This is a genomic window from Terriglobus saanensis SP1PR4 (assembly GCF_000179915.2).
Lineage (GTDB): Bacteria > Acidobacteriota > Terriglobia > Terriglobales > Acidobacteriaceae > Terriglobus > Terriglobus saanensis.
Window position 1 is genome coordinate 296,005 of sequence record NC_014963.1, and the last position, 12,861, is coordinate 308,865.

A 12,861-nucleotide genomic window follows, 5' to 3' on the forward strand; every position below is an offset into this window, starting at 1 on the left:
CATGCAAACCATCCTGAAAAGAGCCGCTATAACCTCGCTGTTCCTCCTTACTCTCACACTTGCGGCACAGGAGAGAGGCACATGGAAGGCCGAGAGCAAAACGGCCCGCTCCATCACCGGGGATCTTATCCTCACGGACGAGAAGCTGACGATCTCCTTTTCCATGATTGCCATGGCGCGCATCCGTGGCCTGCAGCCGGAAGAGATTGGCTCTGTCTTCGACGTGGACAGCAATGAGGCCGGCCGTGGAAGCCTCTACCGCCTCAACATCCCGGCCAGCAAAAAATTCGCACATCACAACAGCCTCTGCGGAGGGGAGGACGTGGAGTGGATGGTCACTTACGTCTCCGGAAAGACGATGCAGGTCGCTTTCTTTGGCAACGTGAAAGTCCCGGTCTTCGATCGCAACAAGATTGCCGACTCAAGCAATCTCTGCGGCACCTTTACTTACGCGAAGTAGCCAGGATACTGCGCGCACCAGCCTTCGCGATCACTTCAAGGCGCCAGGACTGGTACGGTCGGAAAGTGCATCAGCGGTTACGTCTGTCTTGCTTCTGAATCGCCTTGGTTAAGATGCCGGATCGAATCTCGCCAGAACGATCGGCTGATAGTAGCCGCTCTGCCCTGGCATGAGCCACTGCACGTCTTTGAAGCCGGCAGACTCCAGCTCGTTCGTGAGTTCGCTGCGCAGGATGCACCGATATTCAGAGACGAAATGATGGGTCGTCCACGTAGGACGAGATTCCTCGGTAATGTAAAGGTGAACGATATATCGTTCCGCGTCGATCCAGTCCCACACCTGATGAACGATGCGTCGTTCTCCCGCATCCCCATAAAACGCGGGCTGTTGCATGGTGGGTCTTTGATTGAGAAGTTCGTCATAGTCCCGGATGCTCGCGATGAATCGGCCGTTTTGCGCGAGCTTGGAACCGATCGCTCTGAGTGCACGTCGGACCTCGTCGCGGGATAAGTGCGGTAGAGCGTTATCCATTGCGGCTACCACATCGAAGGTGCTTTCCGTAATCTCCGACATCGAGGTCATGTCTGAGACGAGGAAAGAGATATCCACGCCGCGAATTTCAGCTTCCTGCCTGGCACGCGTCACCGCTGCTTCGCTCAGGTCCGATGCCGTCACCGTATGGCCTAACTTTGCGAATCCAATCGCTTGAGTCCCAATACCGCACGCGCAGTCAAGGATCTTGAGAGGTCGGTCAGTGGACTGCACATGCAAGAGAGGATCAAGAACCTTCGCTTGGCGATCAATCGCCCGGTCCCAGTCTTCGAAGATCAAGTGGTAGCGTGCCGCAAGCGATTCGTAGAAGTCCAGAACTTTTTGGTCCAGAACGCCTCCTCGTTTTTTCGGAGTCTGAGAAAACCTATTCGATGCGTTCATCCTATCGTGACGAATAGTTCGGCTCTTCGTGGACCTGTCGAGGCTTCAAGGCAGTGGCTGGTGTTCTTTGCTATAAGGGGAAGTACCCTTCACCCCACAGCACATCCGACACAATGAACCACGGGAACAAATTCAAAGCAGGAGCTTCGAAATGCCGAAATCTCTCGACCGTCTTCAGCCTTGGGGAGCGTCTGTCTTACGCCTTGCACTCGGTCTCTCCATGGCCGTCCATGGCTATCAGAAAGTAGTGCCCCATAACGCGACCGCACACTTCGCGCATTATGTCGTTTCGCTGGGCATGTCCTACTGGCTCGGAGTTGTCTCGGCCTACACGGAGTTTTTCGGTGGAGTCTTTGTACTCCTCGGCCTTCTGACACGCCTCGCGGCGGCATTCATCTGCATCAACATGCTCGTGGCCCTCATCACAGTAGGCATCCACCAGGGCTTCGGCATCTACAACTACATCTTCGCCTTTGTGGCGATTGCCTTTATGCTCGTCGTCAACGGAGCAGGTGCCTTGTCGCTGGACCGCAGGATCGGTCTTTCGTAAGCGGGACTGTCGGAATCAATACACCTAAAATGTTATTCTCTACACATTGAGGTCACGCTGATGCGGACAAACATCGAGATTGACGACGCGCTGATCAAGCAGGTAATGCGTCGCGGTAAGCTGCCCACAAAGCGCGCAGCGGTCGATGCCGCACTCCGGTTGATGAAGCAGGTACAGTCTCAGGCGAAGGTCCAAAAGCTCTGGGGCAAGATCCCATGGGAAGGCGACCTCGACGAGATGCGAAAGAGTCGCTTTCCCGACTGGCCCGAATGATCGTTGTCGATACCAGTGTCTGGATAGATCTCTTGCGCGGTACGGAGAACTCGGAGTCGCTTTGGCTACGCGAGGCGCTCGGACATCGGCCCATCGCTCTGACGGATCTAACCCTGTGTGAGGTGCTTCAGGGCATCTCTCAAAAGCGAAGTTTCGACAATGCGCTGAAGCGACTGTCCACTTTGAAGGTCTATGAATGCTGTGGACCTCGAATGGCAATTGCCGCCGCTGCCAACTTTCAGACACTTCGCCGCCGAGGTTTAACGGTCCGCAAAACGATCGATTGCCTTATCGCCACCTTTTGTATCGAGCAAAAGCACACGCTCCTGCACCGCGACCGGGATTTCGATGCGTTTGAGCAGCACCTCGACCTTAAAGTTCTCCATCCCTAACGACGAGACAGCACCGCACCTACCTCACCATGCGGTAGAAGCGCAAACAAACACAGGCAGGGCGCAAAGCGCCCTGCCTGTGTTATGTAAACCTGAGCAGCTACTTTTCGCTCGTAGGCGGCGTAAGGTCCTTATCGCGCAGATAGTCGCTGAGAATCGCGTACTGCTCGTTGTCGTGCGAGATATTTCCCCACAGAACGGTGATACGCGCACGGCTGCCGCGGGGGTTCTTGATCGGGTCGGCGAGGTTCGCGTCCGTTGTCGAGCCATAAGCCTTGTCGCAAAGAACAAACGAAGCCTTCAGGGCTGCGAGAACTTCTTCCTTGGTTGCGGTCTCCGCCGGAACCTTGGGTAGATCTGCTGCAGGCGTACCTAACACCGCGCCGCAGCTTCCAACCTGAGCCTCGCTGATGTGGTTCACCACGCGTGCAAAGGTACGGATATCCGGATGCGGTTTAAATCCATAGCTCTCCGCAGGCATCTTTTCTGCGGCTTTTATCGCGTTGGTCTTCACGCGGTTATACGCGCCAAGCACTTCGGCGGCTGGGCCAGAGGGCGCGCTTGTTGGGGCTTGTGCTGTAACAATACCGCCTACGGCAGCCAGGGAAAGAACTGCTGCAATCATGGTCGTGCGCTGCATGGAAAGGTCCTTTCAAAGAAACAAACCCAGCCTACGCGGGACAGCGTCGACCGACAAGCGATTTGTTCTCTGAAATCCGAGCGTCTAACCTGCAATCGGCCCGACCAGCGTGCCCAACAACTCGATGGACCGCATCTGGTCCGCATGCGCTACACCGCCGCCGCTCATGTGCAGGGCCACCTGGCTCAGGCCGCCCAGCACCTCGTCGTAGTACCGCAGCTTGGTGGCCACGGTCTCCGGCGCACCGATCAGGTACGCCGCCGTCGGCGCAAGCTGCGCGTCGAAGCTCTCGCGCGTGATCGGTCCCCATCCACGTTCACGCCCGATGCGACCGAAGGTCTCCTTGTGCGAAGGCCAGAAGATATCCGCGGCCTGCTGGTCCGTATCGGCCAGAAAGCCCAGGGCATGCACGGACACATCCGTCTTCGCGGGATCGTGCCCGGCGCGCGCCCATGCCTGGCGATAGAGATCGATCATCGGACGAAACCGATGCGGCTCGCCGCCGATAATGGCAACCGTGAGCGGCAGCCCCAGCAGCCCCGCCCGTGCGAAGGAGGCAGGCGTTCCACCCACACCCAGACGAACCGGAAGCTGCTGCTGCACCGGCCTGGGCCAAACACCCTGGCCGTTCAAAGACGAGCGATGCTTGCCTTGCCAGGTTACCAGCGTCTCATCGCGCAACTTCAAGAGAAGGTCCAGCTTCTCCGCAAACAGCTCATCGTAGTGCTTGGTGTCATAGCCGAAGAGCGGATAGCTCTCGATAAAGGAACCGCGCCCCACCACGATCTCCGCGCGTCCGTTGGAGATTAGGTCGATCGTCGCAAAGTCTTGAAAGACGCGCACCGGATCGTCGCTCGACAGCACCGTCACCGCGCTCGACAGCCGAATCTGCTCCGTCACCGAAGCGGCGGCCGCCAGAAAGATCGCAGGCGACGAAGCGAGATACTCCACGCGATGGTGCTCGCCGATTCCGTACGTGGAAATGCCCACGCGGTCAGCAAGCTTAATCTCCTCCATCAGGTTTTTGGCGCGCTGCGCGCCGGTGAGCTCCGGCCCACCCATCTGCACGAAACTATCGATTCCGATTTCCATGCTGGATAAGATGCACGACACTTGTCGTTTGATGCAAGCCTGTAGCGTGCCCATTCTTTCGCAGTTTCATCGCGAAAGGGTGGGGTCGCGCGGAGCGCACAGTACGTATGGCATTCGCCAAATTCGATCTCTGCTAACTCGACGAGCAGGGAGCTGGCCCAAGGAAGCGAGTGATGACTGCAGCTGTTCCTCGAGTCCGAAGTCGCTCTTGCCCCCGGCCACGGTCGAATCGTTAGTTAGTAGGGCCACAATTCCTCTCATTCGGTCGCTTGAACTCGGCTAAATCGGTCGGTTTCAGTGAGTACAAGATGCTCTGGAAGGAATCGTTCGGCTGTCTCAACGCTATGAATTCGCCGGATTGAGGGATCTGGTCGCTGCTTACATTGCCTTCGTAAGGTCCAAGCGGGCAAGGATACCTTCAGAACGCTTCTGCAGCATCCACTTCCACAGCCGTTGTTCGTCATCGGCAGGCCACATTCTATGCAACTCGTTCTTGGCAACTTCTTCTCGTCCGCTATACAAATCTCCAAAGACGATGTCCAAAATGTAGCCTTTTACCTGTCCCGAACGGAATGCATTCTTGACGCGGCGGTTTCTAAACTCATCAATCTCTCGCGTCGTTAATTGAAGGCGGATGGCTGCAGTTCGATGATCAAAGTGGGATTTGCAGGCGGAGGATTCATTTACGAGTGCATTGCCATGAATGTTGAGCGCCACCTCAGGAACAAAGAGGTCTTGGTGGTAGACGTCCGCGAGTTCCGGGTCTCCTTGGAAGGCATCGTCTGCAGTCCAGATATGCCAACGTCCATCGCTACAACCGTTCTCAATCCAGAACCCATAACCATTCCTAATGGTTGCTATGACCCGAGGATGAGGCCCTAAGCCAAGGACAAACAGTCGGCTTGGGCTGGAATCATCTTGTATTACGAAGAAAACTAGGCCCTCCTTAGTAGGGCCTTGAGCGGATGAAATCTGTATTCCGGTTGCTACATGCTCAAACAGAAGCTTCCCTTCAACGTCCGATACTTCAACATGGCAATTCCCATCACCGTGTATCAGTCGAACTGTGACGCTTTGAAGGCGCATGGTCTGAGTGCTGCCCTTACCCAAGTCACAATTGAGATGGTAGGGGAGCATCTTGGCATGCGCTGAATAAGCGAAACTGAATAGTAAAGTGAGGACAAATTTGTAACGAAACATGTTGGCGACGATTCTAGCTCTTTTGGTCCCTGCGGTCGTCATCATGTCGATTCTCAATAGCTACGCAATAATTGCCAACAAGAGCGAAGGCGAAAGCAGATCCCTTCGCTACGCTACGGGATGACAAATAGGACTTCTTCAAGAGGCCTACGGCATCACCGCCGCGCGCTGTCCCAGCAGGAAAGCCGCCCGCGCATTGGGTGTAGCCGCCGCAACGGATTCGACGCTCTTCGCCGATTCACCGTCGTACCGCATATATGCGTACTTCTTCTCAGGAGTCGCATCCACATTCACCTGTTCCACGGAAACTACTTTGGCAGGGATATTGCCGCCAAACCAGCGCGGATCTTCGGTCTGCTTCCAGGTCACGAGAGAAAGCTGCGACCCTGCAGGATAGGCCGCATCGCTGTTCTTGCGGGCGTAGTTCACGGCTACATCGTTGCCGTAGAGGGTCGACATCGTCGAACTCGGTTTGTCGATCCACGAGGTAATCACACGACCGTGCATTGCCGCGCCGGGTACGCCGTTTACCTTACTGGCATCTTCATTCAGAGTCGTGGTAACGCGCGAGTTCGTCGCCTCACAACCGGCCAAACCACCCAGCAGCAACAGGCCTAAAACTTGAGCTACTCGCATTATTGGCCTCCCTGGATCGGCATCGTGTAGACATAATCGTTCTTGCGCACGGGATTATGGCAGCCAATGCATTCGTTGGCGAAGTTCGCTTCTTTGCCATACGGCTTCAAGTCCATGCCGACCCAGCGCGCCCATCCCCAACCGGCGGTGGAAGCGTACTTCTGGCTGTCTTTGACCATGAACTCCACCTGCTTGAATGCGCCCGTGTGGATCGCGCCCTGCGCGTCCGGCTCCTGTGCCCAGGCCACCTTGGCAAAGGCCGCGCCGTCGGGCCAGGGGTTGATGTGGTTCTCTGCGATTGCCTTCACGGCAATGTCATTGCCAAGGATCTGGCGCATCGTGTGGTTGTCGAAACGGTCCGTCGAACTGATGGCTTTCCAGTTCTTATAGTCCGGAAAAAACTCGATGCCGTTGAGCTCGGGCTTCACTTGTAATGGCGTATCACTCGCGGTGATCCACTTCGCATACTGCTCGTCCGAATCCCTGTTTGCCGTCGGTGCAGCCATGTCGACCTTCGCCGGGCCAGCGGAAACCGCAGGAGCCAGATAATTCCGCAGAACCGCAAGCTGTTCCGGCGTGATCGTCGCTCCAGGATGGACTTTGCGGTAGGACGGCAGCGGCATCGCACCCATCTGGATCTCGTTTACAGCTTCAAAGAGCGCGCCCTTCTGCTGCGCTTCGGGCAACTTCCCGATCTCGGAGAAGTTCAGGTGCGCCCGCGCCGTGCGCACATCCTTGGACACCATCCAGTATGCAGGCACAATCTGGTCAAACCAGGCCAGTTTCGTCTCGTTGGAATGGCAGTTGTAGCAGGAGTTCCGTAGGATCGCTTTCACCTCGGGCGGGGCCTGAATTTCTGCGGTCACGGGCGGGTTCGTGATCGGCGGCCGAACAAACTGCAGACAAACGAAGCCAAGGAAAAGAACTCCCGCTGTAAGAACCAGGCGTAAACGTGTTTTTGGTTCGAGTGCCAAGGTTTTCCCTTTCCTGTGGTTCTTGCAGCGGTCCTTACAAGGGACCCGATCAGGCGCATGCACTATCCTGATTATGCATGGACGCGACCCAGCAGGGTTTCGTCGCAAAAGGAATGAACATTGCCTCTGAACTGTGGAATTGTCGGACTCCCTAACGTGGGTAAGTCCACCATCTTCAACGCCCTCACCTCGGCCAAGGCCCAGGCGGCGAACTACCCCTTCTGTACGATCGAGCCCAACACGGGCGTCGTTACCGTGCCCGATGAGCGCCTTGCCAAAATCGCCGCGCTCATCAAGCCCAAATCCCTTGTGCCTACCTCGATGGAGTTCATCGACATCGCTGGCCTGGTCGAAGGCGCCAGCAAGGGCGAAGGCCTCGGCAATCAGTTTCTCGGCCACATCCGCGCCACGGATGCCATCTGCCACGTCGTCCGCTGCTTCGACGACTCGGAGATCGTCCACGTCGCCGGGAAAGTCGACCCTCTCCACGACATCGACATTATCAACACAGAACTTCTGCTCGCAGATCTGGATACGGTCGAAAAGCGCTTCACCAAGGTGGAACGCGCGGCCAAGGCCAGCAGCGACGCCAAGGTGAAGGCCGAGCACGCCATGCTGCAGAAGCTCCTCATCGTGCTGCAGGCAGGCAGGCCCGCCCGCGTCGCCGATCTTACCGACGAGGAAAAGCTCCTCGCCCGCGATCTCTTCCTGATCACGTCGAAGCCGCAGCTCTACGTCGCGAACGTCGACGAGGGCGGCCTGATCGGCGGCAACGAATACACTGCTGCCGTTGAAAAGCGCGCCATCGAAGAGCACGCCCAGGTCGTCCGCATCTGCGGTGCGCTTGAAAGCGAAATCTCCCAGCTTGAACCGGCCGAACGCGACGAGTTTCTGAAGGACATGGGTCTCAGCGAGCCCGGTCTGAACCGCCTCATTCACTCCGCCTACCGCCTGCTGGACCTCATCACCTACTTCACCGCAGGCGTGCAGGAAGTCCGCGCCTGGACGATCAAACGTGGCACCAAGGCACCCGGCGCAGCAGGCGTTATCCACTCCGACTTCGAACGCGGTTTCATCAAGGCCGACGCCTACGCGAGCGACGATCTCTTCGCCCTGGGTAGCGAACAGGCCGTGAAGGAAAAAGGCCTCCTCCGCTCGGAAGGCAAGGAGTACGTCGTGAAGGACGGCGATATTCTCTTCTTCAAGTTCAACGTGTAGCAGATCGTTTCACACTTAGTCCGGAATGAGACTTGAGAGACTCGCGGCTCATCTCCACGGTTACATCGGCGAAAAGCGACCCTTTATAGTGGAGCCATGAACATTTTGTTGCCGATTCTGGCTCTTATGGGCATTCACATACTGGCTGTGGCTTCACCCGGACCAGCGTTTGTGGCCACGCTGCGCATCTCCATGCAGCAGCGTCGTCCGGTAGCGATCTCGCACGCGCTCGGAATCGGTACTGCGGCCATGGTCTGGGCCACCTCAGCGGTCTTTGGGGTGCAGATTATTCTGTCGAAGGCGGCATGGCTCTATCGTGCGATGGAGTTTTGCGGCGGTGCCTATCTGCTGTATATCGGCGTTCAGTCCTGGAGACACGCTCACTCGGTAGTGCCCGGAGAAGACTCCGGGCCGCTGGCGTCGCAGCTCAGTTTAGCTGGCGCGTTCCTCCGTGGTTTTTCGACGAACCTTTCGAATCCGAAGGTCATCGTCTTTTTTGCCAGCATCTTTGCCGCGGTCTTGAATCCAGCGTGGCCAAACTGGCTCCGCGGAATCGTTCTCTTCGTGATCTTTCTGGACGAGACTGGTTACTACGTCGCGTTAACCTTGCTGCTCTCGACACAAAAAGCGCAGGCTGCCTATCGGCAGGGGAAAGTGATGATTGAACGGACGGCAGGAGCCGCCATGTGTGGCTTTGGCGGCAAGCTGCTCTATTCCGCAGTCCGGCGCTAGCAGGCTCTTTAGCGCCGTCCCCTCTTCGCCCCGGCCCCTTTGCTCCAGTACTGAAACTCATCCACATAAAGCTCGCCCGTCAGGTCCGCCGCGCGCAACTGCATACGCGCCTGCGCGTCTGCCACTGCCTTGTTGTAAACGACGGCTCCAATCTCCTCCAGGAAGAAGTTCAGCAGCAGGCTGGCAGGCAGATCGCCGATAGGCTCGTCCATGTTTTCCTGAAAATATCGTTGGATCGAAGCGACGGCGTCGGCACGCGCTTGTTTTGAAATCTCGATGGCCATTTAGAAAAAGTACACCTTCGCGAAGGGGCCAGTATCGTGCCTGATTCTTTCGCGTGCTCTGTACTGTGCAGCACCCAAATAAGTCATGCTAAAGATTGCGTATGCCAACCGTTTTTCGTCACCTGGGCTTCCGGTTTTTCTTCTATGCCAATGAAGGCACACCTCGCGAACCGGTGCATATCCACGTCGATAGTGCCGAGGGGGAAGCAAAATTCTGGATGCAACCCGTGATCCACGTCGCCTACAATGATGGTTATAGTGCCAGGACGCTTCGGCAACTGCACGAAATCGTGGAAGCAAACAGAAATCGCATTGAGAGAGCATGGTATGACTTCTTCGGCAATTAATTCCGCCACCAGTGTTCGTTTCGACAGCGACAGCATGTGGGTCTCGCTGAGCGACGGCCGAATTCTGGGCGTTCCGCTCGCATGGTTTCCCCGCCTGTTGAAGGCTACGCCGGAACAGCGGGAGCGGTTCCGTATCAGCAGCCGCGGCCTGCACTGGGAGGCGATCGACGAAGATATCTCCGTTGCTGGCCTTCTTGCAGGTTTGCAGGATCAATCCAGGCCGCATCCCAGCGCCGCATAGTCTGTCTCGATTGCCTATATTCCAAGCGAGTAGCTTCGCAGATTCCTGCCTCCGCAAATCGCATGCTCCCGCGTACCCTTGAAACAACATGGCAAAGAAACTCCGCGTAGGCATTCTCTTCGGTGGACGCAGTGGTGAGCATGAGGTCTCCCTCCGCTCCGCCGCCTCCATTCTCGACGCAATCGACCGCAAAAAGTACGACGTCGTCCCCATCGGCATCAACAAGCAGGGCAAGTGGCTCAACGGCCCGGACGCGCAGAACCTGCTCGGCGGCGAGACAGTCAAACAGCTTGCTGCCACGGCGGAGACCGGCCTCAGCATCCACGCCGCTGCTGCGGGAACGGAGACCTCGAAGCTCGACGTCGTCTTTCCCGTCCTGCACGGCACCTTTGGCGAAGACGGTACCATCCAGGGCCTCTTTGAACTGGCGGACGTGGCGTACGTCGGCTCCGGCGTCCTCGGCTCCGCCGCAGGCATGGACAAGGACGCGATGAAGCGCATGTTCGCTGCATCAAAGCTGCCCATGGTGAAGCACGTCACCCTTCTGCGCAGCGAGTGGGCTGCCTCCAAGAGAAAGTGCACCACACAGATTGAAGCCGCGCTCAAGTATCCGCTCTTCGTGAAGCCCGCAAATCTTGGCTCGTCCGTCGGCATCAGCAAGGTACACGACCGCAGCGAGCTTCCCAAAGCGATGGACGAAGCCGCGCGCTTCGACCGCAAGATCGTCATCGAGCAGGGCGTTGGCGGCAAGCGCGGCAAGGCGCGCGAGTTGGAAGTCGCCGTCCTTGGCAATGACACTCCAGAGGCCTCCGTCGTCGGTGAGATCGTCCCCGATCGCGAGTTCTACGACTACGCCTCCAAATACGACGCAACAAGCACCTCGGAGCCGCAGATTCCCGCGAAGATCACCAAGGCCGAAGCGAAGCAGATCCGCGAGATGGCCATCCGTGCCTTCAAAGCCTGCGACTGCTCCGGCCTTGCCCGCGTCGACTTCCTCATGGATCCGCCCAGCGCCACCGGCAAGCCCGCAAAGATCTATCTCAACGAGATCAACACCATGCCGGGCTTCACCAGCATCAGCATGTATCCCAAGCTGTGGGAAGCAACCGGCGTCAGCTATCGCGAACTCATCGACCGCTTGATTACACTCGGCATCGAGCGTCACGACGAACGCAAGCAGACCAATTTCTCCATCGAAGCCACAGCCCAGAAGTAGAGAGGCCGCATGAACACCGAAGCCGAACCGCTCCTCACGCAGACCGACAACGGAAACATGACCACGCCTGAGCCCGGCCTCCGTCGGCAGGTGATGTCCACGACCAATAGCCTCATGCTCGTCCGCCATCTGCAGGTGAAGGGGTGGGTCGGCGCCCGCCACAAGCACCCGCACGAGCAGCTTCTTTATGTCATCTACGGAGCGATCATCCTTAAGGTAGAAAATCCCGCGACCAACGTGGACGACATCTTCACGATGCGCAAAGGCGACAGCCTCATCGTCCCCGGCGACCGCATGCACGAAGCCTCCGCGTTAGAAGACACCGAAGTCCTCGACGTCTTCACACCCGCGCGGGACGACTACCGATGATCGGCAAGCAGGATTGCACAAGCGGCATAGCAATGGAAGACGAAGCAAAAAAGCAGATCCCTCCACTTCGCTACGGGATGACAAAGAAGCGGTGTGCCCCATTCTTTTGCGGCTTTATCGCGAAAGAGTGGGGTCTTCTGGCTCTTTCCGTTGCGGTAACCGCCATTGCCGCACCTCTCCGCTCCCCCTGGGACGGCCATAAAATCAAACAAACAAACGCCCCCTACACCTGCGGCCCCATCCTGCATCTCGCTCCAGACCTCACCACCAACAGCTTCTATCGCCTCGACGATCCCACACACTCCATCGTGGATCCCGTTCGCATGGCGGAGTATCAACGCACAGCAGACGGCGTGAAAGCCGTCGGAGCCGCAGTCGTCGCTGCAGCAGATGCCTACCGCACCACCGGTTCTCGCATCGCTCTGCGCTGTGCCACGCAGCAGACGCTCTCGCTCGCAAAAGAGAACGCGCTCGGCGGCAGAATGTCCTCCACCCAGGCGATGTATGTGCAGGGTTGGGAAGCGGGCGCCATCGCCATCGCCTATCTCAAAGTCCGCGAAGACGCAGGACTCGCTTTGGCGGACGACAAGCTCATCGGTTCCTGGCTCCTCCGCCTCGGCAATGCAACCCTCGGCTACTACGACGGACAGCGGGCCAAAGGCGACAAGGGCAACAATCATCTCTACTGGGCAGGCACGGAACTCATCGCCGTCGGCACGGTTGCGAATGACCGCGCGGCCTTCGATTGGGGCATCGGTACCTACGAAGACGGCGTCAAGGAGATCCAGCCCGACGGCACACTTCCGCGCGAGATGTCTCGTGGACAACGCGCCCTCCACTACCACTTCTACGCGCTCGCTCCGCTTGTACTCACTGCGGAGTTTGGCGAAGCCAACGGCATCGACCTCTACGCCTATGCGGACGGAGCGATCCATCGCCTTGTGAAAGCCTGTCTTGCGGGCGTGAAGGACAAGGACCTCTTCGCTAAACCGGCAGGCGCTTCGCAGGAGTTTCCTGAAGTTCTTACCGGCGACCAGATCGGCTGGGCGCCTCCCTATCTACGGCGTTTCCCCAACGCTGAACTCGCAAAACTCGCCGCCGCTGCACCCTCCCTCAGTGTGCCCTATCTCGGCGGCCTACCTCCGCAATAGCACTCCTTCGATGGGCCGACGAATCTTCGCTTCGCTTCGTCGTTTCGCCGATCTGCGTCCGGCATGAGTGGCCGCGCACGTCTATGAAAGAATGCCGCCGGGGAAGAGCGTCGGGAATATCCAGGAGAAGGAAGGTGTTTTAAGCGAGAGAGA

General features: G+C 57.7%; 18 protein-coding genes. 11 read left to right on the forward strand and 7 right to left on the reverse strand.

The window, feature by feature from the left end; translation table 11 throughout:
• Window position 1 precedes the first annotated feature (1 nt).
• Window positions 2–460: a hypothetical protein gene (locus ACIPR4_RS01185; RefSeq protein WP_013566815.1), complete on the forward strand. Its 459-nt coding sequence runs from the start codon at window positions 2–4 to the stop codon at window positions 458–460.
• Between the two features lie 108 nt (window positions 461–568).
• Here the strand turns inward: ACIPR4_RS01185 and ACIPR4_RS01190 are convergent, their stop codons facing one another.
• Complete coding sequence (locus tag ACIPR4_RS01190) at window positions 569–1,393, reverse strand: class I SAM-dependent methyltransferase (protein ID WP_013566816.1); 825 nt, start codon at window positions 1,391–1,393, stop codon at window positions 569–571.
• A 151-nt stretch (window positions 1,394–1,544) separates the two neighbouring features.
• On the opposite strand from ACIPR4_RS01190, the gene ACIPR4_RS01195 reads away from it, so the two are divergent.
• From ACIPR4_RS01195 to vapC, 3 genes are read left to right on the forward strand one after another with little or no spacing between them, the layout of a single operon-like run.
• Complete coding sequence (locus ACIPR4_RS01195; protein WP_013566817.1) at window positions 1,545–1,943, forward strand: DoxX family protein; 399 nt, start codon at window positions 1,545–1,547, stop codon at window positions 1,941–1,943.
• Between the two features lie 60 nt (window positions 1,944–2,003).
• Window positions 2,004–2,216 carry a type II toxin-antitoxin system VapB family antitoxin gene (locus ACIPR4_RS01200; RefSeq protein WP_013566818.1) on the forward strand — a complete coding sequence of 71 codons (213 nt, stop codon included), beginning with the start codon at window positions 2,004–2,006 and terminating at the stop codon, window positions 2,214–2,216.
• Complete coding sequence (gene vapC, locus ACIPR4_RS01205; RefSeq protein ID WP_013566819.1) at window positions 2,213–2,608, forward strand: type II toxin-antitoxin system VapC family toxin; 396 nt, start codon at window positions 2,213–2,215, stop codon at window positions 2,606–2,608. Before ACIPR4_RS01200 ends, vapC begins: the two co-directional genes overlap by 4 nt.
• 100 nt (window positions 2,609–2,708) lie before the next feature.
• On the opposite strand, the gene ACIPR4_RS01210 is transcribed toward vapC, so the two are convergent.
• The 5 genes from ACIPR4_RS01210 to ACIPR4_RS01230 all read right to left on the reverse strand — a co-directional run bounded on the left by ACIPR4_RS01210 (window position 2,709) and on the right by ACIPR4_RS01230 (window position 7,150).
• Entirely contained in the window at window positions 2,709–3,248 is a 540-nt protein-coding gene (locus ACIPR4_RS01210; RefSeq protein ID WP_013566820.1) for a DinB family protein, read from the reverse strand.
• Between the two features lie 84 nt (window positions 3,249–3,332).
• Complete coding sequence (locus ACIPR4_RS01215; protein ID WP_013566821.1) at window positions 3,333–4,340, reverse strand: LLM class flavin-dependent oxidoreductase; 1,008 nt, start codon at window positions 4,338–4,340, stop codon at window positions 3,333–3,335.
• Between the two features lie 378 nt (window positions 4,341–4,718).
• Window positions 4,719–5,585, reverse strand: coding sequence for a hypothetical protein (locus tag ACIPR4_RS01220; protein ID WP_013566822.1), 867 nt, complete (start codon window positions 5,583–5,585; stop codon window positions 4,719–4,721).
• 102 nt (window positions 5,586–5,687) lie between these two features.
• A complete protein-coding gene (locus tag ACIPR4_RS01225) occupies window positions 5,688–6,176 on the reverse strand; it encodes a cytochrome P460 family protein (protein WP_013566823.1) in 489 nt (162 codons plus the stop codon).
• The gene (locus ACIPR4_RS01230; RefSeq protein ID WP_013566824.1) at window positions 6,176–7,150 is read right to left on the reverse strand and encodes a heme-binding domain-containing protein; all 975 of its coding nucleotides are present in this window, start codon (window positions 7,148–7,150) and stop codon (window positions 6,176–6,178) included. The genes ACIPR4_RS01225 and ACIPR4_RS01230 overlap by 1 nt, the downstream gene beginning before the upstream one ends.
• A gap of 120 nt (window positions 7,151–7,270) precedes the next feature.
• Between ACIPR4_RS01230 and ychF the strand changes: the two genes are divergently transcribed.
• The gene (gene ychF / locus ACIPR4_RS01235) at window positions 7,271–8,368 is read left to right on the forward strand and encodes a redox-regulated ATPase YchF (protein ID WP_013566825.1); all 1,098 of its coding nucleotides are present in this window, start codon (window positions 7,271–7,273) and stop codon (window positions 8,366–8,368) included.
• Between the two features lie 96 nt (window positions 8,369–8,464).
• A complete protein-coding gene (locus tag ACIPR4_RS01240; RefSeq protein WP_013566826.1) occupies window positions 8,465–9,100 on the forward strand; it encodes a LysE family translocator in 636 nt (211 codons plus the stop codon).
• Window positions 9,101–9,108: 8 nt separating this feature from the next.
• On the opposite strand, the gene ACIPR4_RS01245 is transcribed toward ACIPR4_RS01240, so the two are convergent.
• Complete coding sequence (locus ACIPR4_RS01245) at window positions 9,109–9,384, reverse strand: DUF2164 domain-containing protein (protein ID WP_013566827.1); 276 nt, start codon at window positions 9,382–9,384, stop codon at window positions 9,109–9,111.
• A gap of 101 nt (window positions 9,385–9,485) precedes the next feature.
• On the opposite strand from ACIPR4_RS01245, the gene ACIPR4_RS01250 reads away from it, so the two are divergent.
• From ACIPR4_RS01250 to ACIPR4_RS01270, 5 genes are all read left to right on the forward strand, one after another.
• The gene (locus tag ACIPR4_RS01250) at window positions 9,486–9,731 is read left to right on the forward strand and encodes a DUF4160 domain-containing protein (protein WP_013566828.1); all 246 of its coding nucleotides are present in this window, start codon (window positions 9,486–9,488) and stop codon (window positions 9,729–9,731) included.
• Window positions 9,712–9,972 (forward strand): DUF2442 domain-containing protein, encoded by a 261-nt coding sequence (locus ACIPR4_RS01255; protein ID WP_013566829.1) that lies wholly within the window; start codon window positions 9,712–9,714, stop codon window positions 9,970–9,972. The genes ACIPR4_RS01250 and ACIPR4_RS01255 overlap by 20 nt, the downstream gene beginning before the upstream one ends.
• 88 nt (window positions 9,973–10,060) lie before the next feature.
• The gene (locus ACIPR4_RS01260; protein WP_013566830.1) at window positions 10,061–11,188 is read left to right on the forward strand and encodes a D-alanine--D-alanine ligase family protein; all 1,128 of its coding nucleotides are present in this window, start codon (window positions 10,061–10,063) and stop codon (window positions 11,186–11,188) included.
• A 9-nt stretch (window positions 11,189–11,197) separates the two neighbouring features.
• Window positions 11,198–11,557 carry a cupin domain-containing protein gene (locus ACIPR4_RS01265; protein ID WP_013566831.1) on the forward strand — a complete coding sequence of 120 codons (360 nt, stop codon included), beginning with the start codon at window positions 11,198–11,200 and terminating at the stop codon, window positions 11,555–11,557.
• Between the two features lie 32 nt (window positions 11,558–11,589).
• Window positions 11,590–12,708, forward strand: a complete 1,119-nt coding sequence (locus tag ACIPR4_RS01270; RefSeq protein WP_245536419.1) for an alginate lyase family protein — start codon at window positions 11,590–11,592, stop codon at window positions 12,706–12,708.
• The last annotated feature ends 153 nt before the right edge of the window (window positions 12,709–12,861 follow it).

Excerpts from the sequence above, each read along its gene's own strand:
- ACIPR4_RS01185 (WP_013566815.1), top strand. The coding sequence starts at position 2 with ATGCAAACCATCCTGAAAAGAGCCGCTATAACCTCGCTGTTCCTCCTT.
- ACIPR4_RS01190 (WP_013566816.1), bottom strand. The coding sequence starts at position 1,393 with ATGAACGCATCGAATAGGTTTTCTCAGACTCCGAAAAAACGAGGAGGC.
- ACIPR4_RS01195 (WP_013566817.1), top strand. The coding sequence starts at position 1,545 with ATGCCGAAATCTCTCGACCGTCTTCAGCCTTGGGGAGCGTCTGTCTTA.
- ACIPR4_RS01200 (WP_013566818.1), top strand. The coding sequence starts at position 2,004 with ATGCGGACAAACATCGAGATTGACGACGCGCTGATCAAGCAGGTAATG.
- vapC (WP_013566819.1), top strand. The coding sequence starts at position 2,213 with ATGATCGTTGTCGATACCAGTGTCTGGATAGATCTCTTGCGCGGTACG.
- ACIPR4_RS01210 (WP_013566820.1), bottom strand. The coding sequence starts at position 3,248 with ATGCAGCGCACGACCATGATTGCAGCAGTTCTTTCCCTGGCTGCCGTA.
- ACIPR4_RS01215 (WP_013566821.1), bottom strand. The coding sequence starts at position 4,340 with ATGGAAATCGGAATCGATAGTTTCGTGCAGATGGGTGGGCCGGAGCTC.
- ACIPR4_RS01220 (WP_013566822.1), bottom strand. The coding sequence starts at position 5,585 with ATGATGACGACCGCAGGGACCAAAAGAGCTAGAATCGTCGCCAACATG.
- ACIPR4_RS01225 (WP_013566823.1), bottom strand. The coding sequence starts at position 6,176 with ATGCGAGTAGCTCAAGTTTTAGGCCTGTTGCTGCTGGGTGGTTTGGCC.
- ACIPR4_RS01240 (WP_013566826.1), top strand. The coding sequence starts at position 8,465 with ATGAACATTTTGTTGCCGATTCTGGCTCTTATGGGCATTCACATACTG.
- ACIPR4_RS01245 (WP_013566827.1), bottom strand. The coding sequence starts at position 9,384 with ATGGCCATCGAGATTTCAAAACAAGCGCGTGCCGACGCCGTCGCTTCG.
- ACIPR4_RS01250 (WP_013566828.1), top strand. The coding sequence starts at position 9,486 with ATGCCAACCGTTTTTCGTCACCTGGGCTTCCGGTTTTTCTTCTATGCC.
- ACIPR4_RS01255 (WP_013566829.1), top strand. The coding sequence starts at position 9,712 with ATGACTTCTTCGGCAATTAATTCCGCCACCAGTGTTCGTTTCGACAGC.
- ACIPR4_RS01260 (WP_013566830.1), top strand. The coding sequence starts at position 10,061 with ATGGCAAAGAAACTCCGCGTAGGCATTCTCTTCGGTGGACGCAGTGGT.
- ACIPR4_RS01265 (WP_013566831.1), top strand. The coding sequence starts at position 11,198 with ATGAACACCGAAGCCGAACCGCTCCTCACGCAGACCGACAACGGAAAC.
- ACIPR4_RS01270 (WP_245536419.1), top strand. The coding sequence starts at position 11,590 with ATGGAAGACGAAGCAAAAAAGCAGATCCCTCCACTTCGCTACGGGATG.